Raw genomic sequence first — 17,803 nt, 5'->3', positions numbered from 1 at the left:
CGCTCGATCTCGGCGACCGACAAACCTGCCGCTGGTTCATCCAGCAACAGGAAGGCTGGCCGTAGGATCAGCGCGCGGGCGATCTCGACGAACCGCAATTCGCTGTGCTGGAGGCGGTCGGCGCGAACATCGGACAGTGCTTCGAGCCCAACGGCGGCAAGCGCGCTCATCGCAGCTGCCGTCAGGCGTTGTTCGTCAGCGCGGTGGCGGGGCAGCGACAGGAGGGTCTCTATGAACGTTGTCGTCCCCTGGATGGTTGCGCCGATCATAACATTGTCGATGACCGAAGCCTCTCCAACGATGCGGGGTGTCTGGAATGTCCGGGCGATGCCGCGGGCGGCCCGGGTCTCTGGAGCGCCGGGCTCAAGCGGAGGCCCGAGCGTGACGCTTCCCTTTTCAGGTTCATAATAGCCTGAGATCACGTTGAGCGTGGTGGTCTTTCCGCTGCCGTTCGGACCGATGAGGCCATGTACTTTGCCGGGTTCTATGGCAAGCGAGAGCCCGTCGATTGCGCGCACGCCACCGAAGCTCAGCACGATGTCGGTGAGCACCACCGGGATGCGTTCCTCGCCGCGGTCTAGCAGGCCCGCTAGCAGCGCAGGGCGCGGCTTGATTGCCCGGTCGAAGATCAGCGGCTTGCGGCTTTTGAAGTCGAGCAGCGCTGCGATTCCGCCCGGCATCGCAAGCACGATGACCAGCAGCAGGCCCGCGTAGAGGAAGGTCGACCACGCTGCGAGTGGTGCAGCGATCTCCGGAAGGATGGTGAGCACGATCGTACCGATCAGGGGACCAAGGATCGAGCCACGGCCGCCTATCAGCACCGCGATGAAGAACAGCAGCGACAGCTCGAAGGTGAAGGCATCCGGTGTGATGTAGGTCTGCAAGCTGGCAAACAGGCCTCCCGCCATGGCCGCTAGCGCGCCGGCCAGCATGAAGACCGCGACTAGCAGGCGGGCCTTGGAGATGCCGCTCGCTTCGGCCGCAACGTCAGCGTCGCGCACCGCGATTAGGGCGCGGCCAAACCGGCTATGCGCGATATTCGAGGTAACCCAGGTGCTGAGTGCCGCAATCCCAAGGCAAAAATAGAAGAAGCCCCAGGCACTGTCGAAAGGCGCGGGCATTTCGGGACCTGGCAATCCGATGCCGCCGCCGGTGACGCTCTGCCAAGCCAGAGCCACCTGAGTGACAATGGTGGCAAAGCCCAGCGTCGTCATCGCGAAGTAGAAGGTACGCAGCCGAAGCGCCGGCAAACCGACGATTACACCGAAGACCGCGCCGACCAGGCCTGCGACACCAAGGGCTGCAAACACCGGAAGGGGCGGCATCACATTGCCCGCGACAAGGACGCTGGTCGTATAAGCGCCAAGCGTCAGCAGCGACACATAGCCGATAGCCAACTGGCCGGCATAACCGACGATCAGGTTGAGGCCCGACACCAGCATCCAATAGATCGCTGCGCGGGTGGCTATCAGCCCCCAGTATTCGTTGCCGGTCAACGGAAGGAGCGTTGCCAGTCCAAACAAACTAATGAACGGCAGAGCGGATTGAAGGGCTGCTGAAAAACCGCCCGTTTTCACCGACGGCGCATCGTTGGCAGCGTCGCTCAGATCGGTCATCAGACCCTCCTTGCAGCATGGCCGCCGAACAGACCCTGCGGAACGATCAGCAGCACGATAATAAACAGGCTGAAGACTGCGACCGAAGAGAAGATGCCGCCGACCAGGAAGTTGGCCGCTTGCTGGAAGATGCCAAGGGCAAGGCCGCCGATGACCGCGCCGCGATTGTTGCCGAGACCGCCAAGTGCCACGGGTACGAAGCCGTAAAAGTTCAGCAATGGGCCATTGGCGAAGAAGGCGAGCAGTAATTGCCCGCCAGAAAAGCCTGCAAGGCCGCCGATTGCTCCGGCGAGCGCATAGCTGGCGATGCGGAGGTTGCGCTCCGGCAGGCCGAGCGCACGGGCGGCAAAATTGTCCTCGGCGATGGCCAGGAACGCGCGGCCCACCAGCGTCTTGCGGTAGAGCAGCTCGAGCCCGCCGATCGTGACGACGCATGCGACGACCGGAAACCAGAATTTCTCTTCCAGAAACCCGCCACTCGCGCCGAACAAGCGCGGGAAGGGCTGAGGTTCGGTGCTCCATTCAATCGCGGTAACCTGCTGGATCATCAGTGCAAGGGCGAGGGTAGAGAGCACATAGAGATGCTGATCGAGGCTTTTCAGCACCGGGCGCACGGCGACGAATTCGGTAATGACGCCAATCAGCGCACAGCACGCGACCATCGCGAAGAAGCCGAGGATCGGGGGAAATCCCAAACGCAGGATGAACAGTGAGCCGAATACCCCACCGAGCATGCCGAGTTGGCCGGCCGTGAAGCTCATGACCCGCGAGGTCGAGTACATCGTGTTGTAGGCGATCCCGATAAGAGCGTAGATCGCTCCAACCGCGAGGCTTGAGGCCAGGATCGATGCCAGCATAAATGAACTCTTTCGGAAATTGAGGCAGCACGCAGGATCCGGGCCGCCCGAGGGCAGCCCGGCTGTTCTTGTGCATCACGATTAACCGGAATAGCCCGGTGCTAGCGCGAATGTGCCGTTCTTGGCCGAGCTCGCAGCCGACATGACTACGTCAGCGACGGGATAGCCGTTGTGTTGGGTCGGGCTATAGGCGTAGTTGCCGAAATAGCCTTCGTACTTCGTCAGCCCGTTCCAGTACCCGATGATGGCCTCGCTGGAGGACGAGCCGGTCACCTCGACTGCCTTGGCAACGAGATCGATTGCGTCGATGCCGCAGGCCACCCACCAGAGCAGGGTATCCTGAAGGTTGACCTTGCCGGCCAGCCGTTCGACCAGAGCCTGGTTCTTGGCGGGCAGCTTGCCGTCTGCGCCGTAGCTGCAACTGCGATAGCCGACCGCGTAGACCTTCTCCCAATTGGCAGGCTTTTCGACGAGGCTGCCGATTTCGCCGGACGACAGCGAGGGGTGGCCCACGAAGGGGATATCCCAGCCCATTGCGGCGCGCGTGTTCATCATGCGAGCTTCCATGCCGGTCGAGACGCTCCAGACCACGATGGCCTCGGCGCCAGCATTGCGTGCGCGCAGCATGTCGGGCGTCATATCGGGCTGGGTTGCATCGATATTGGCCTGGTAGACCACATCGGCGCCGTCCTTCTTGAACCCCGCGACCGACGCGTTCACCGCGCTGACGCCATAACCGGTCGTGTCGCCGATGACGGCGATCTTCTTTAGCTTGAGGATCGCGAGGCAGTAATTGCGCACGGCGTTGTCCCACTGGGCGTTGGACGGCGAGATGCGGAAAGCGTTGGGGAAACGGCGTTCGTCGATGAGCGTATCGACCACGCACGGGTGGATGTTCGGCATCTTGGCCCGCGCCATGATAGGGGTGACCGCCAGCGACTCGCCGGAATTGGTCGGGCCCCAGATCGCGTGGACCTTGGCTTGGCTAATCAGCTCTTGTGTCGCGTTGACCGCCTTGGTCGGGTCGCCCTGGGTGTCGCGGGTGATGATCTCGATCTTGCGGCCCTTGACGCCACCTGCGGCATTGATTGCTTCGGCGGCGTAGATGACGCCACGGTTGAAACCGATGCCGGGCGCCGAGCTTGGTCCGGTGAGCGCGGCCAGCCAGCCGATACGGATCGGCTCTGCCTGTGCAATCGCCGGACGGGCAAACCCGAGCGCCGATACGCTGATGGCTCCCGCCGAGCCGAATGTGAAGTGACGTCGATTGATGCCCATGTGATCCTCCCGATCGTGATTGTGCCGCCCGTCTCTGCGGGCTTGCCGGGCTTTCAGCCCTTGAGGTGGCGGATGTAGTCTCTGTTGAAGGTGAAACCCCAGCCTGGCCGCTCTGGAACCACAGCGGAACCGTTCTCGAAGCTTAATTCCTCGTTATAGAGCGGTGAGAACCAGGGCATGTATTCGAGGAAAATCGCGTTGGAGAGCGCGCCCAGCACCTGGATGCTCGTCTCGGGGAAAAGATGGCTCGACACCGCGACATCGTGGGCTTCGGCCATGCGGCTCACGCGCATGAATTCGCTGACGCCGCCGGCCCGCTGCAAGTCGGGCATCAGAATGTCAGCCGAGCGCAGTTCCAGCATACGGCGGAAACCATAGCGGGAATATTCGGTCTCGCCTGATGCTATCGGGGTGTCGAGAGCAGCGGCAACGCGTGCGAGTCCTTCGAGATCCCAGGCCGGAAGCGGTTCCTCGAACCAGGTGAGGTCGAACTCTTCCAACATTCGTCCGAGCCGGATCGCCTTATGCTCGCTTAGCCCCTGATTGGCATCCGCCATCAGCCTGATCTTCGGCCCAATGGCCTCGCGCACGGCTTTGACCCGGGCGATGTCGTCGCGTGGGTCTGCATGGCCGAGACGCATCTTCATGGCGGTAAAGCCTTCCGCGATGAAGCGCGCTGCTTCCTCTTGCAATTCGCTGATCGACAGCGACAGCCAAAGTCCGCCGGAATGATATGCCGGTACGCGATCCTGGGCGCCGCCCAGCATGCGGTAAAGCGGCAGCCCGGCGGCCTTCCCGGCGAGGTCCCACAGGGCGCCGTCAAGCGCCGAGATGCCCATGACCGTCACACCCTTGTGGCCCAGGAAGTTGATGTCCTTCCAGGCGCGCGCGTTAAAGCCGGCGATATGGCCCGCATCCTGCCCGATGATCAGGTCTGCCAGTTCCTCAACCATGGCGCGCAGCACCCGGGTGCGACGGTTGTTCAGCGTGAACACGAGGTTCTCGCCGGTCAAGCCCTGGTCAGTGTGGATGGTAACGAGCACCATGCCGAAATCGCGGAGTTCGCCGAGTGCACTGCCAATCGGTTTGGTCAATGTCAGCGTGACGTTTTCGGTCTCTACCTTGGTGACTTTCATCACCGGTGCTGTCCGTCAATGCGAGTGATCTCACCGACACGATAGCGGGCCAGGACTTCCGGATCCGGGTCAGCGCCAAGACCGGGGCCATCAGGCACCGCAAACATGCCGTTCGCGCCCTTGACCCAGGGGTCGAAGGGGTTTGCCTCCATGTCCAGCCAGAGCACCTCGACCATAGGCCTTTCCATGCGAGCCTGGATGATATGCAACGTCGCGATGAAGCCTGGCCCGAAATAGGGGCTATGGGGGCAGACCTCGATGCCATGCGCATCGCAGAGGTCGAACACTTTCAGCATTTCGGCGATGCCGCCGATCTTGGTGACGCTTGGCTGCGCAATGTCGATGGCGCCGGCGTCGATCAACGTCTTAAAGCCAAACAGGCCGGCGACATTCTCGCCGGCCGAGATCGGAATGCCACAGGCGCGGACGCTCGCCAGCCCCTCGACATCCTCGGGTGGCCACACCGGTTCTTCAAGCCACATCAGCCGATCACCGGCGAGCGAGGCCGCCATTTCGCGGGCCACCGGAGGCGACCAGGCACAATTGACGTCCATCATGACCGGCACATCGCCAGCCACCGCCTGTGACGCGAGCACGGCGGACCGGGTCAGTTCATGCAGCTTGATGAATCGATAACCTCTGGCGCAGGCCGCTGCGGTGTTCTTCGCCGCGATGGCGTCGTCATTATAGGCAAGCAGGCTCGCATAACCGGGGATGGGGCCGCGATCGCGGCCGCCGAGCAGCCGATAAAGGGGTTGATTGGCCCGTTTCCCGGCAAGGTCCCACAATGCGATCTCGATGCCGGAATAGCCGTAGACGAACGAGCCATTGCGGCCGAGCAGGTGCAGGTTGTGAAGGATGGTGCGCGACAGGCCCTGAATATCGCCCGCATCGCGGCCGATCATCAGAGGCCCAACAATGCTGTCGATGGCCGCCTTGGTGGCGGGAATAGCGGCATGGCCAAATGCCTCGCCCCATCCGACGAGACCGTCTTCGGTTTCGACCTTGACCAGCAGGATTTCCAAATGGTCCCAAGGCCGACCGGCAAATGCTGGCTTCGGGCCGCCCATGTCGAAGGGCAGGGCCACGACGCTGGTTTCGACAGCGGTGATCTTCATGTCAGTTCCGGCATTTCCTCAGGCGCATGCCTCTTGTCACGGGCAGCGTCCATGGAACTAAGCTAGGCTTCTATTGGAATAAGCTCAATTGCGTCTGGCTTAATTCTGCATAAGACTGACTTATGTCCTTGAGCATTCGTCAATTGCAGATAATCCACACCGTCGCGTCGTTTGGGTCTGTCACTTCCGCAGCGCAAGCGCTTGGAATCTCCCAACCGGCGGTCAGTATGATGCTGCGCGAATGTTCGCGTGAGGCAGGCTTTCCGATGTTCTTACGCAAGCAGGGGCGCCTGCAGCCGACAGCCGAAACGCGCGTCCTGCTGATCGATCTCGAGCGGGTCTTTGACGGTATCGAACGCATCGGACGCCTGATCGAGGACATGAGCGACACCCATGTCGGCTCGATCCAGATTGCTGCGACCGCAACGCTTGCCAACAATATCCTGCCGGCGGCAATTGCCGAGTTCCAGAAGTCGCGCCCGCGAATCCAGATCAGCGTGAAAACCACCGATGTCCCGAGCGTCATCCAGAGCGTCGTGCGCGAAGAGGTGGATCTGGGGCTGGCGCTATCGCCGCTGGCGCAGCACGACGCACGGGCAATAGAACTGTGCACAGCGGATCTTGTCGCTGTGGTCTGCCCCACCCATCCGCTGGCTGGCCTTGCCATGGTCGAAGCTGGCGATCTCACGCCTTATCCGCTGATCTCGTTCAGCCGGAGCCAGCCGCTCGGCGCATTGGTTGAGCAGGCGTTCCGACAGGCAGGGACGCCGCGCCGGGTAGCGATCGAGGTCAACCAGTCTTCAGTTGCCTGCGCCCTGGCACGGGCAGGGGCAGGGGTCGCGGTCATCGACCCGTTTTGGCTGATCGAAGCGCGTGAAAACGGCGTCGTCTGCCTGAAATTCGCACCGGGTACTGCGGTGACCGCGCAGGTTCTCGTTTCGCGCGGCGCGCCGCTGTCTCGTCCGGCGCGGTTGTTCCTGGCGACCATGCGCCGTACGATCAAGTCCCTTCAGGTCCAGGGATTGCTCTAGCTTGGATGCGTTGAAAGTCGACGTCACTGGCGGAATGGAGCCGGTGCAATAAGCCGTCGGCGCCGCCCATCCGCTCGATTGCTTCACGCCGTTTGAAAACGCAACGCACTTCATGAATTCTGAATCGCTAATATTAAACCTTGAATCGCTTGGGTTGATTTCTGCAACGCAGGTATCGTGTTTTGAACCAAATGTTTCGAAGCGTGAAGTCTGGTTTGCGCTTGCCTTGCGATGCCGAACCCGCAGAAGCGCGAACTTCCAGATCTTCCGGAAAGATTATGGCTCAGATAATTAGTTATCTTTTTGATGTCAGACGCTTCTGTTTGAGACGCGTGACACGGCTCCGTGCCGTGAAGAGCTGAAAAGCGGCTTGACGACACGGCTGCAACTGCAATTCCCGTACTTGAAGCTGCGGCCAGCCAGGTTCGATCGATTGAAATCACAAAGGCCGTGTACTTGTGCTCGTCGACATTCCGGTTTTTCAAAGCTATGAAAGTTTCCTGCTGACGATGCGGTGGCCTTTTGTCAGGAGATCAGCTCGCTCATCATCGTGGTCTTCAGCATTTCCGTGAGCACGCTGGCGATGGCGCTGCTGCCACGCTGGTGGCCGATGAGGATAAGGGTTTGTGCGTCGTGCGACAGCTCGCGCACCGGAACATAGACCAGCCGCCCGGCGCGCCGTTCGAATTCGATGTCAAAGGGCGTCAGAAAGGTGATTCCATTGTCGAGGATCGCGGCATGCCGCATGATCTCGATGGCGTTGGTCTCGATCACCGGCTGTGGGTCGAGGGACAGCTTGGCGAAGGCGCTATCGAGATAGGGCCGGATGGCGCTGCTGCGATCGGCGATCACGAGCGGGTAATCGATGCAGTCGCTGAGCCGGATGCTGGCTCGCTTCGCCAGCGGATGATCTGGCGCCATCACCGCGCCGAGATGACCGTTGGCGCGGGCCAGAACTTTCAGATTGTTGTCCTTGGCGAAATCAAAACCGATGCCAAGATCGGCTTCCCCGCTGGCGACGGCGGTCTGGATCGCTTCGCCGGTGGCGAGCAGGGTTAGCACCAATTTGACGCGCGGGTTAGCGGTGCGGAACTGCTTCACCGTACCGGGCACCAGATTCGACGCCAGCCCGCTCATCATCGCCAGCGTGATCTCGCCGCGACGAAGCCCTTTCAACTCCTCGATCTTGGCCTGCGCCCGGCTCAGTTCCTTCAAGGTCTGGCGGATATGTCCGATCAGAATTTCTCCCGCCGCCGTGAGGATCAGCTTGCGCGGCAGGCGCTGGAAGATCGGCGTGCCGAGCTGGGTTTCCAGCGCCAGGATCTGCCTGCTGATCGCCGATGCGGCGACGTTCAGGTGGCTGGCGGCCTGGCGGATCGATCCCGTACGAGCGACCTCATCGACGTAAGTCAGCAGCCTGGAATGCAACATGGTCTGGGGATGCCCGGAAAATGAGTGCCGTCACGGACGATGGATTCATGTTGCCCAAAAGGCAACACGGGCGGCGAATCAAAGCGCTTTGACATGGGCGTTTGTCATGTCCCAATCGCGAACAGCAAGGGAGCCCGCATGAGCCAGCCAGTATGGTCTTGAAATCGCACTGGTGGTGGGACCTGACCACGGCCGACTTCGCCGCGCTGGATGCCGAGCGCATCGTCGCGATCCTGCCGGTCGGCGCGATCGAGCAGCACGGTCCACACCTGCCGGTCAGGGTCGATGCCGCGATCAATGCCGGCATTCTGGAGCGCGCTGTGGCGCTGATGCCGGCCGATTGCCCGGCGCTGGTGCTGCCGATGTTGCCGGTTGGTAAATCCAACGAGCATCTGGCGTTTCCCGGAACGCTGACGCTGTCGCACGAAACCCTTGCCCGGGTCTGGACCGAGATCGGGGAAAGCGTGTACCGCGCCGGCATCCGCAAGATCCTGTTGTTCAATTCGCATGGCGGCCAGCCGCAGATCTGCGACATCGTCTGCCGCGAGTTGCGGGTCAGGTTCGGCATGCTGGCCGTGACGGGGATGTGGTCGCAGATGATGGATATGGCGGCGATCTACCCGGTCGAGGAAATTCGCCACGGCATTCATGGCGGTCAGGCCGAGACCAGCGTCATGCTGCATCTTCATCCCGAACTGGTCGAGATGGACCGGGCTGAAAACTTCGTGCCGCTCTCGGTTGCCGTTTACGAGGAAAACGAAGTGCTGCGTCCGCATGGCCCCGCGGGCTTCGGCTGGGCTGCGCAGGATCTCCACCCCAAGGGGGCCTGCGGCGACGCCAGCCGGGCGACCGCCGAGTTGGGCGCGCTGACGGTGGAGCGCGCCGCCGAACGGCTCTTACGGCTGATCGACGAAATCAGCCGCTATCCGCTGACTCGCCTTGCTACCGACACCGCCTATAGCAAGGCCTAACCAGGGAAATTCGTGATGGCTTTCAGCGTTGCCGATATCTCGCAGGCCAAGGCGTTCCGGATTGCGCCGGGGGATACCAATTACTTCGTCATGCTGTTCGACAAGGACACCGACAGCATCGACAACATTTTTGTCATCGAGATCTTCAAGGCGGGCGGTGCCACCCCGCCGAACGAGCACGCCGCGGCTCATGAATTTTTTCATGTGCTGCATGGCGTGGGGGTCGCCCGTTGCGACGGCAAGACGCTGCCGATCAAGAAGGGCGATTCACTGCTGCTGCATCCCGGCTCCGAACATGTGATCGAGAACACCGGTGCCGACAAGCTGTACACGCTGACGGTGATGACACCCAACGAAGGTTTTGCCGAGTTGATCCGCGGCGGCGAACGCGTCGAGCTCGATGCCGACGACATCCGCGTGCTGCGGGGCGGATAGCCGATGACCGACATGCTCGCCTGCGAGACGCCGGACCCGGTCTTGATCCCGCTCGGATCGAGCGCGCGCAACAGCTGGTCGGTCTCATCGTCACACGCCAATCTGGTTCGCTCATCAGTGCCGCCGCGTGCGGCAAGCGTGCAGGCCCAGGATAAGATTGTCACGATTGATCTCGCGCGCACCGCGATCATCGTCGTCGACATGCAGAATGATTTCTGCCACCCGCGGGGCTGGCTGGGGCATATCGGTGTCGACGTCACCCCTCTGCGCCTGCCTATCCCGTCGCTGCGGCGGATACTACCGGCGCTCCGCGCGGTCGACGTACCGGTGGTGTGGTTGAACTGGGGTAATCGTCCCGACCTGCTCAATCTCAGCCCCGCCTTGCTGCATGTCTACAAGCCAACCGGCGAAGGCGTCGGCCTCGGCGATCCACTGCCGGGCTCCGGCGCCAGGGTGCTGGAGCGAGAAAGCTGGTCGGCAGCGATCGTTGACGAACTTTCTCCGGAACCGTCTGACATCCTTGTGTCCAAATACAGGATGTCCGGTTTCCAGGACACCGAGCTCGACAGCATCCTGCGCAATCTTGGTATCACTACGCTGTTGTTCGCTGGCGTCAATGCCGATCAATGCGTGCTTTGCACGCTGCAGGATGCCAACTTCCGCGGCTATGACTGCTTGCTGGTCAGCGACTGCACGGCGACGACTTCGCCTGACTATTGCATGGAGGCAACGCTGTACAATGTGCAGCAGTGTTTCGGCTTCGTGACGCAGTCCTCCGCTGTGCTGGCGGCGGTCGAGGGCAACAAGCCATATGAACTCGGGGGGACACGATGACCGAACTCGCGCCGCATGCGCTCGAGGCGCTGATTGTTGACTGGGGCGATGTGCCGACGGTCACCGACATCAAGGTGGTGCGGCGGCGGTCGCGCGATTTCTTCTGGTACAGCCCGATCCTCAACGAGCAGCTTAGCGGCAAGTCGGCCGAGGTTTTGGTGATACCCCGGGACGAGGTGGACGTGGTCAGGGTGGCCGCGGCCTGCGCTCGCCATCGCGTGCCGCTGACGGTGCGCGCCGGTGGTACAGGCAATTACGGACAGGCCGTTCCATTGGCGGGCGGCGTGCTGCTCGACATCACCGAACTCTCGGCGATCGAATGGGTCAAACCCGGTGTAATTCGGGTCGGCGTCGGCGCTAAAATGAATGCTATCGATGCCGAGTTGCAAGCCAGCGGCTGGGAATTGCGGATGCACCCCTCCACCAAGCGCACCGCGACCATCGGCGGTTTCGTCGCCGGTGGCTCCGGCGGCATCGGCTCGGTCAATTACGGCGGGCTGCGCGAGCCTGGCAATATCCTGGCGGCGCGCGTCGTGACCATGGAGGAAACGCCGCGCATCATCGAACTGCGCGGCGACGCGGCGCAGAAGGTCAATCGCGCCTATGGCACCACCGGGATCATCACCGCGCTGGAGATGCCGCTGGCGCCGGCCTGGCGTTGGATCGATGTGGTTGTGGTGTTCGACAGTTTCATGGAAGCGGTAGAGTTCGGTTACGAGGTGGCGCTCGCCGATGGCATCGTCAAGAAGCTGCTGTCGCCGGTGACCTGGCCGCTGCCGTCTTATTTCGGCGCGTTGAAGACGTATTGCCCGGACGGCAAGAGCATCCTGATTGCAATGATCGCCGAACCTTCGCTGGAAAGCTTCAAGAACCTGCTCGGCAGCCGTGGCGAGATCACGCTGGAGACGGCGACGGACGACAGTCCAGGCCAGGTACCACTTTACGAATACACCTGGAATCATACGACGCTTCAGGTGTTGAAGGCCGATCGCAGCGTGACCTATCTGCAGTGCCTCTATCCGCACGACCGTCTGTTACAGAAGGTTGACGACATGCGCCAGATGTTTCCCGACGAGGTGCTGCAGCATCTCGAATTCATCCGGTTCAACGGTCATGTGACCTGCAGCGGCTTGCCGGTCGTGCGCTTCACGGACGCCGCGCGGCTCAATGAGATCATCCGGCGGCATGAGGAAAGCGAGGTCTCTATCGCTAATCCCCATGTCTATACAGTGGAGGATGGCAGCCGCTACAAGCGTGTTGATGCGGATCAGCTCGGCTTCAAGCATGAGATAGACCCTTACGGCCTGCTCAACCCCGGCAAGATGCGCAGCTTCGTGGGACGGAGCCGCTGAATGCGCGTGCTCTATGTCTACTGCCATCCGCTGGAAGGCAGTTTTCACGCCGCGATCCGCCACGAGGCGCTGGGCGGATTGCGGCAGGCGGGCCACGCGGTCGATCTGCTCGATCTCTACGCAGAGGGTTTCGATCCCGTGCTCAGTGCCGGGCAGCGGCGCGACTATCATGATCCCGCGAAAAATCGCGCTAACAATCAGGCCCATGTCGACCGCTTGATGGCGGCTGAGGCTCTGATTGTGCAGTTTCCGACCTGGTCGTTCGGACCACCGGCGATGCTGAAGGGATGGTTTGACCATCTGTTCGGGCCGGGGATCGCCATGGATTTGTCCGATCCCGGTCACGCCAAACCGTTACTGACTCATATCAGGCATATTCGTGGTATTGCCAGCTATGGCCGCCCGCGCTGGCAGGCGATCGGCATGGCGGACCCGCCGCGCAAGATCATCAAGCGCTATCTGCCATGGTTCACCGGATGGCGAGCCAAAGTGCGCTATCATGCGATCTATCACATGAACACCGCGACACTTGACCGGCGCTGCCGGTTCATCACCACCGTGCGGCGGGAAATGGCGCGGCTTTGATACTTTCCCGCAATCAAGCGAGGCAGGCAGGATTTTCCGTCACCCCTTCGCCGCGGCAATTGCTTGGAGTCGGTCTGTGGAAAGATCGATGGGTTTGCTTCGGCTCAAGCAAAGGTCGAGCGAACCGGGCGCGTCTCGCAGCTTGCCAAGCCGAGGTTGTTGCCTTGAAGGCAACGGATGCCCCGAATCTAAATGCTTCCGACGAACGGCGACGTTGTGCATCCTGGGCACAAGGCTTGCAAAGAAACTGCTCAGGTATCGTCAAACGACCGCACATCCACCTCGCTCTACGAAGCTGGCGCTGCGCCGGCCGGAAAACGGGATCGCATCCATGATGATGACATTGTTGCCACGACTGACTGCCCTCACGATAGTCGCCACTGCCGCGCTTTTCGGCTCGTTTGCGCCAAGCTGTGCAGCCGACAAGGTCACTATTCTTACCAGCTGGTTTGCCCAGGCGGAGCATGGCGGCTTCTATCAGGCCAAGGCGACCGGGCTTTACGAGAAAGCCGGCCTCGACGTCACCGTCCGGATGGGAGGACCGCAGGTCAATGGCTCGCAACTGCTGTTGGCGGGCGATACCGATTTCATGATGGGCTACGATATCCAGGTGCTGAAAGGGCGGGAACAAAATCTTCCATTTGTCACCGTGGCCTCCTCTTTCCAGTTCGATCTGCAGGGCATCATGGCGCATGACAATGTCGCCGATCTCGGCAGCCTGAGAGGCAAGCCGGTCCTGATTGCCGGCTCATCGCGGCTGACGTTTTGGCCCTGGCTACGTACTAAATATGGCTTCACTGACGACCAGATCCGGCCCTACACGTTCAACCTTCAGCCGTTCTTTGCCGACAAGGACGTGTCGCAGCAGGCCTATCTGTCGTCGGAGCCGTTCCAGGCGCAGCAGCAGAATGAGAAAGTGAAGTTCTTTCTGCTCGCCGATGGTGGCTATCCGCCCTATGGCTCGACCATTGTCACCACCGAGAAGATGATCGCCGAGAAGCCCGACGTGGTGGCGCGTTTCGTCAAGGCCTCGCTGGAAGGCTGGCGGGACTACGTCAGGAATCCGGCGCCGGGCAATGCGCTGATCAAGATCGACAATCCGAAAATGACCGACGCGCAGATCTCCTTTGCGCTCGAAAGACTAGCCGAAACCAAGGCGCTGATCGGCGGAGACGCCGCGACCCAGGGCATCGGCGTGATTACGACCGATCGCTACAAGAAGATCTATGACTTCCTCGTCGCGGCCGAACTGCTCGACCCGAAGACCGACTGGACCAAGGCCGTCAACACCAGTTTCGTCAAGGACCTCAGGATCGGCGTTCAATAGGAGCTGCCATGATCGCCCTTTCGCGCAGCGAGCCGGTCGATGACAGCGACAAGCATCCGACCTTGGTGGCGCAGGACAGGCCGCCCGCCGTCGAGGTGCTGTCGGCGGACAAGGTGTTCGCCAACGGCGCGCGCGGTCTGTCGCCGATTGACCTGACGATCGCCGATGGCGAGTTCCTGACGCTGATCGGACCGTCTGGCTGCGGCAAGAGCACGCTGTTGAAGCTGATTGCCAATCTGATCGAGCCGTCGGACGGCAGACTATTGTGGTGGCGCGGCGATTTCAGTCGCGTCGGGCAGGCCGGCCGGCGCTTTGCGTTCGTATTCCAGGAGCCGACGCTGATGCCTTGGGCGCGGGTGGACGCCAATGTAAGGCTGCCGCTCGAACTCGCCAATACGACGAAGGCGAAGGCGGCCGAGGCCGTCACCGAGGCGATCGATCGCGTCGGGCTGTCGGCCTTTGCCAGCCATTACCCCCGACAATTATCGGGCGGCATGAAGATGCGGGTATCGATCGCCCGCGCGCTCGCCACCCATCCCAACCTGTTGCTGATGGATGAGCCGTTCGGCGCGCTCGACGAGTTCACCCGCAACAGGCTGGACAGCGATCTGGTACGGCTATGGTGGGAACGCAAGCTGACGACGGTGTTTGTCACCCATTCGATTTATGAGGCGGTTTTCTTGTCGACCCGGATCGTGGTCATGGCGTCCAACCCGGGCCGGATTTTCCGCGCCATGACGATCGACGAACCGCAACCGCGCGACGAAAGTTTTCGCGACAGCCCACGCTTTGCCGCCTATTGCCGCGAATTGTCCAGCTGGCTCGCCGAAGCCTCCTTGCCGGGAGCCGTCACATGAAGCCGCTGCTGCAGTCAGAAGCTTTCGTCCAGATCGCTGCGCCGTTGGCGGTGGGCATCGTACTTGTCGGCCTGTGGGAGGGCGGGTGTCGTTTCGCCGCGGTGCCCGTCTATCTGTTTCCGAAGCCCAGCGACATCGCTCTCAGTCTCTGGCAGCACTGGCCGTCGCTGCTGCGCGCGCTCGGGGTCACGGTGCGCGTCACCTTGCAGGCCTTCGCCGCGGCGGTCGTGCTGGGCACGCTGATCGCGTTCATGTTCGTGCAGAACCGGGCGATCGAGGTCAGCCTGTTTCCCTACGCGGTGCTGCTACAGGTCACGCCGGTCGTGGCGATCGCGCCGCTGATCATCATTCTCGTGAAGAATACCCAGCTCTCGCTGACCATCTGCGCCACGTTGGTGGCGCTGTTCCCAATCATTGCCAACACGACTCTGGGTTTGCGCAGCGTCGATCCGGGGCTTGCCAATTATTTCAGGATGAACCGGGCCGGGCGTTTCAAGACTCTGGTCAAATTGAAAATCCCGGGCGCGCTGCCGTATTTTTTCGGCGGGCTGCGGATTTCGAGCGGCCTGGCGCTGATCGGCGCCGTGGTCGCGGAATTCGTCGCCGGCACGGGCGGTCGCGCGTCGGGCCTCGCTTACGAGATTCTGGATGCTGGCTTCACGCTCGATATTCCGCGCATGTTCGCAGCCCTCGTCCTGATTACTCTGACGGGCGTCGCCCTGTTCGCGGCGATGAGCGCGCTGTCGAAGCTGGCGCTCTCGAATTGGCATGAGAGCGAGATGGGGGTCGAGCGTTGACATCATTGCTGATCGAGAACGCCGTCGGCATCTTCACCGGCCATGCGGGGGCCGCGATGCGGACCAGCGGGTCGATCCGGATTCGCGACGGCGTCATTGCCGCGATCGGGGACATGCCGCCGGAGGAGGGCGAACGCCGGCTCGACGTCAGTGGTTGTGTGATCTATCCCGGCCTGATTTCGACCCATCATCATCTGTTCCAGAGCGTGATGAAGGGCGTCCGCGCCGGAATCAATCTGCCGCTGGCCGGATGGCTGCGCGAGGTCCCGCATTGCTATTGGGCGAAGATCGACGAAGAAGCGCTCGCCGTGGCCGCGCGTATCGGCCTCACCGAAATGTTGTTGTCGGGCACCACCACGATCGCCGACCACCATTACCTGTTCAGCGACACCTTCCGTTTCGACCCGGCGCAGGTGATTTTCGACGTTGCCCGCGAACTGGGAATCCGGCTGGTGTTCTGCCGCGGTGGCGCCACCAGGGCCCGCCATTTCGACACCGCCGGATTCGTGCCGGTGCCGACCGAATCGCTCGACCACATGCTGAAATCGGTCGAGTCCTGCGCGCAACGGTTTCACGATTCCTCGCCCGGCAGCCTGTGCCAGGTGGTGCTGGCACCGACCACGCCGACCTGGTCGCTGGACCCGGGCGAGTTGAAGGAAGTGATCGCCGCCTCGCGCCGCATGAAGCTCCGGCTTCACAGCCATCTGTCCGAAAGTACCGACTATGTGGATTTCTGCCTGTCGGTGCACGGCAAGCGCCCGGTGCACTGGCTGGCGGATCACGACTGGCTCGGCCCGGATATCTGGTACGCGCATCTGGTACATCTGGACGCCGACGAGGTCAGGATACTGGCCGAAACCGGTACCGGCATGGCGCATTGTCCACAGTCGAATTGCCGGCTCGGCTCCGGCGTCGCCCCGGCGGACGCGATGGCCCGATTGGGCGGCGCGGTGTCGCTCGGTGTCGACGGCGCGGCGTCGAACGAAGCCGCCGACATGATCAGCGAGATGCACAGTTGCTGGCACACCCACCGCGCGGTCAAAGGCGCCGACGCGGTCACCGCGGAAGACGTCGTGCACTGGGCCACGGCGGGCGGCGCCCGGGTGCTCGGCCTGCCGCAAACCGGTACGCTGGCGCCGGGCCAGCAGGCTGATATCGCGATCTTCGATCTCGATCAGCCCCGACATTTCGGCATGCATGATCCGTTGATTTCGCCGGTGACATGCGGTGGCGCTGCCAGCGTGCGCGCATTGCTGGTTGGCGGTCGGATCGTGGTCGACCGCGGTACGATTCCCGGCTTCGACATTGCCAAGCTTCGATCCGATGCGGCGCATGTGATCGCCCGAATGACAGCCTGACCCAGGGAGACCTCCATGCTCAACACCCAACAGCCCGTTCTGCGCCGCTTCTGGTACGCCATCATGCCACTCGAGATGCTCCGGGATGGCCCGAAGCCGTTTACCCTGCTCGGCGAGCCGATCGTGCTGTTTCTTGACGGCAAGGGCGAACCGGCGGCGCTCGAGGACCGCTGCTGCCATCGCACCGCCAAGCTGTCGAAAGGCTGGTGCAAGGACGGCAATATCGTCTGCGGCTATCACGGCTGGGAATATGACCGCGACGGCAAGCTGGTGATGATTCCACAATTTCCGTTCGAGCAACCGATCCCTGACGCGAAGGCACGCTCGTTCCGCTCACAGACTCGCTACGGTTATGTCTGGGTAGCGCTCGACGAACCACTCAGCGACATTCCCGAGATCCCGGAGGCTATCGACCCGGGCTATCGTCTGATTCATCAATTCTACGACAAGTGGAATACGTCCGCGCTGCGGCTGATGGAGAACTCCTTCGACAACGCCCATTTCGCCTTTGTCCACAAGGGCACGTTCGGCGACATCAACCAGCCCAAACCCGAGAAGTATGAGATCACCGAGACCGATTACGGATTCGAGGCTGAGACCATCGTCACCGTCAGAAACCCGCCAAACGCGATCCGGATCACCGGGAGCAGCGATCCAACGACCAAACGCATCATGCACAATAAGTGGTATATGCCGTTCTGCCGCCGGCTCGACATGACCTATCCGTCGGGGATCCAGCACATCATCTTTAATTGCGCGACGCCCATCTCCGACAGCCAGATCCAGGTCGTGCAGCTGCTGTTTCGTAACGACACCGAAG

17 protein-coding genes are annotated in these 17,803 nt (G+C 61.8%); 11 read left to right on the top strand and 6 right to left on the bottom strand.

Annotation, left to right across the window (positions count from 1 at the left end; translation table 11 throughout):
* The 5 genes from Q0S16_RS23025 to Q0S16_RS23005 form a co-directional block, all read right to left on the bottom strand.
* Positions 1-1,616 (bottom strand): ATP-binding cassette domain-containing protein (locus Q0S16_RS23025; protein WP_295853663.1); only part of this gene is annotated, 1,616 nt, incomplete at its 3' end.
* Positions 1,616-2,473: a branched-chain amino acid ABC transporter permease gene (locus tag Q0S16_RS23020; RefSeq protein WP_295853660.1), complete on the bottom strand. Its 858-nt coding sequence runs from the start codon at positions 2,471-2,473 to the stop codon at positions 1,616-1,618. The genes Q0S16_RS23025 and Q0S16_RS23020, both read right to left, overlap by 1 nt.
* A gap of 81 nt (positions 2,474-2,554) precedes the next feature.
* On the bottom strand, positions 2,555-3,751 hold the full coding sequence (locus Q0S16_RS23015; protein ID WP_295853658.1) for an ABC transporter substrate-binding protein: 1,197 nt from the start codon (positions 3,749-3,751) through the stop codon (positions 2,555-2,557).
* A gap of 53 nt (positions 3,752-3,804) precedes the next feature.
* Entirely contained in the window at positions 3,805-4,887 is a 1,083-nt protein-coding gene (locus Q0S16_RS23010) for a mandelate racemase/muconate lactonizing enzyme family protein (RefSeq protein WP_295853653.1), read from the bottom strand.
* Positions 4,887-6,005 (bottom strand): mandelate racemase/muconate lactonizing enzyme family protein, encoded by a 1,119-nt coding sequence (locus Q0S16_RS23005; RefSeq protein WP_295853650.1) that lies wholly within the window; start codon positions 6,003-6,005, stop codon positions 4,887-4,889. Before Q0S16_RS23005 ends, Q0S16_RS23010 begins: the two co-directional genes overlap by 1 nt.
* A gap of 122 nt (positions 6,006-6,127) precedes the next feature.
* Between Q0S16_RS23005 and Q0S16_RS23000 the strand changes: the two genes are divergently transcribed.
* Positions 6,128-7,036: a LysR substrate-binding domain-containing protein gene (locus Q0S16_RS23000; protein WP_295853647.1), complete on the top strand. Its 909-nt coding sequence runs from the start codon at positions 6,128-6,130 to the stop codon at positions 7,034-7,036.
* Positions 7,037-7,561: 525 nt separating this feature from the next.
* Here the strand turns inward: Q0S16_RS23000 and Q0S16_RS22995 are convergent.
* Positions 7,562-8,467 carry a LysR family transcriptional regulator gene (locus tag Q0S16_RS22995; protein WP_295853645.1) on the bottom strand — a complete coding sequence of 302 codons (906 nt, stop codon included), beginning with the start codon at positions 8,465-8,467 and terminating at the stop codon, positions 7,562-7,564.
* 152 nt (positions 8,468-8,619) lie between these two features.
* Between Q0S16_RS22995 and Q0S16_RS22990 the strand changes: the two genes are divergently transcribed.
* The 10 genes from Q0S16_RS22990 to Q0S16_RS22945 form a co-directional block, all read left to right on the top strand.
* Complete coding sequence (locus Q0S16_RS22990; protein WP_295853643.1) at positions 8,620-9,438, top strand: creatininase family protein; 819 nt, start codon at positions 8,620-8,622, stop codon at positions 9,436-9,438.
* Between the two features lie 15 nt (positions 9,439-9,453).
* Complete coding sequence (locus tag Q0S16_RS22985; RefSeq protein WP_295853640.1) at positions 9,454-9,873, top strand: cupin domain-containing protein; 420 nt, start codon at positions 9,454-9,456, stop codon at positions 9,871-9,873.
* A 3-nt stretch (positions 9,874-9,876) separates the two neighbouring features.
* The gene (locus Q0S16_RS22980) at positions 9,877-10,707 is read left to right on the top strand and encodes an isochorismatase family cysteine hydrolase (RefSeq protein WP_295853637.1); all 831 of its coding nucleotides are present in this window, start codon (positions 9,877-9,879) and stop codon (positions 10,705-10,707) included.
* Positions 10,704-12,059 carry an FAD-binding oxidoreductase gene (locus Q0S16_RS22975; protein ID WP_295853633.1) on the top strand — a complete coding sequence of 452 codons (1,356 nt, stop codon included), beginning with the start codon at positions 10,704-10,706 and terminating at the stop codon, positions 12,057-12,059. Before Q0S16_RS22980 ends, Q0S16_RS22975 begins: the two co-directional genes overlap by 4 nt.
* Positions 12,060-12,644, top strand: a complete 585-nt coding sequence (locus tag Q0S16_RS22970) for an NAD(P)H-dependent oxidoreductase (protein ID WP_295853631.1) — start codon at positions 12,060-12,062, stop codon at positions 12,642-12,644.
* Positions 12,645-12,975: 331 nt separating this feature from the next.
* Positions 12,976-13,971 (top strand): ABC transporter substrate-binding protein, encoded by a 996-nt coding sequence (locus tag Q0S16_RS22965; RefSeq protein WP_295853629.1) that lies wholly within the window; start codon positions 12,976-12,978, stop codon positions 13,969-13,971.
* Positions 13,972-13,979: 8 nt separating this feature from the next.
* A complete protein-coding gene (locus tag Q0S16_RS22960) occupies positions 13,980-14,828 on the top strand; it encodes an ABC transporter ATP-binding protein (protein ID WP_295853627.1) in 849 nt (282 codons plus the stop codon).
* Positions 14,825-15,625, top strand: coding sequence for an ABC transporter permease (locus Q0S16_RS22955; RefSeq protein WP_295853625.1), 801 nt, complete (start codon positions 14,825-14,827; stop codon positions 15,623-15,625). The genes Q0S16_RS22960 and Q0S16_RS22955 overlap by 4 nt, the downstream gene beginning before the upstream one ends.
* Positions 15,622-16,983 carry an amidohydrolase family protein gene (locus Q0S16_RS22950; RefSeq protein WP_295853620.1) on the top strand — a complete coding sequence of 454 codons (1,362 nt, stop codon included), beginning with the start codon at positions 15,622-15,624 and terminating at the stop codon, positions 16,981-16,983. Before Q0S16_RS22955 ends, Q0S16_RS22950 begins: the two co-directional genes overlap by 4 nt.
* 15 nt (positions 16,984-16,998) lie before the next feature.
* On the top strand, positions 16,999-17,803 hold an 805-nt coding region (locus tag Q0S16_RS22945; protein WP_295853618.1), incomplete at its 3' end, for a Rieske 2Fe-2S domain-containing protein.

Source organism: Tardiphaga sp. (genome assembly GCF_025356345.1).
Taxonomy (GTDB): Bacteria; Pseudomonadota; Alphaproteobacteria; order Rhizobiales; family Xanthobacteraceae; genus Tardiphaga.
The sequence above is the reverse complement of the archived record's forward strand: the minus strand, read 5'-3'. Positions and strand labels throughout refer to the sequence as shown.

Coding starts and splice junctions, on each gene's coding strand:
- Q0S16_RS22965 (WP_295853629.1), top strand. CDS start 12,976: ATGATGATGACATTGTTGCCACGACTGACTGCCCTCACGATAGTCGCC.
- Q0S16_RS22975 (WP_295853633.1), top strand. CDS start 10,704: ATGACCGAACTCGCGCCGCATGCGCTCGAGGCGCTGATTGTTGACTGG.
- Q0S16_RS23015 (WP_295853658.1), bottom strand. CDS start 3,751: ATGGGCATCAATCGACGTCACTTCACATTCGGCTCGGCGGGAGCCATC.
- Q0S16_RS22985 (WP_295853640.1), top strand. CDS start 9,454: ATGGCTTTCAGCGTTGCCGATATCTCGCAGGCCAAGGCGTTCCGGATT.
- Q0S16_RS23005 (WP_295853650.1), bottom strand. CDS start 6,005: ATGAAGATCACCGCTGTCGAAACCAGCGTCGTGGCCCTGCCCTTCGAC.
- Q0S16_RS22980 (WP_295853637.1), top strand. CDS start 9,877: ATGACCGACATGCTCGCCTGCGAGACGCCGGACCCGGTCTTGATCCCG.
- Q0S16_RS23020 (WP_295853660.1), bottom strand. CDS start 2,473: ATGCTGGCATCGATCCTGGCCTCAAGCCTCGCGGTTGGAGCGATCTAC.
- Q0S16_RS22990 (WP_295853643.1), top strand. CDS start 8,620: ATGGTCTTGAAATCGCACTGGTGGTGGGACCTGACCACGGCCGACTTC.
- Q0S16_RS23010 (WP_295853653.1), bottom strand. CDS start 4,887: ATGAAAGTCACCAAGGTAGAGACCGAAAACGTCACGCTGACATTGACC.
- Q0S16_RS22970 (WP_295853631.1), top strand. CDS start 12,060: ATGCGCGTGCTCTATGTCTACTGCCATCCGCTGGAAGGCAGTTTTCAC.
- Q0S16_RS22995 (WP_295853645.1), bottom strand. CDS start 8,467: ATGTTGCATTCCAGGCTGCTGACTTACGTCGATGAGGTCGCTCGTACG.
- Q0S16_RS23000 (WP_295853647.1), top strand. CDS start 6,128: ATGTCCTTGAGCATTCGTCAATTGCAGATAATCCACACCGTCGCGTCG.
- Q0S16_RS22960 (WP_295853627.1), top strand. CDS start 13,980: ATGATCGCCCTTTCGCGCAGCGAGCCGGTCGATGACAGCGACAAGCAT.
- Q0S16_RS22955 (WP_295853625.1), top strand. CDS start 14,825: ATGAAGCCGCTGCTGCAGTCAGAAGCTTTCGTCCAGATCGCTGCGCCG.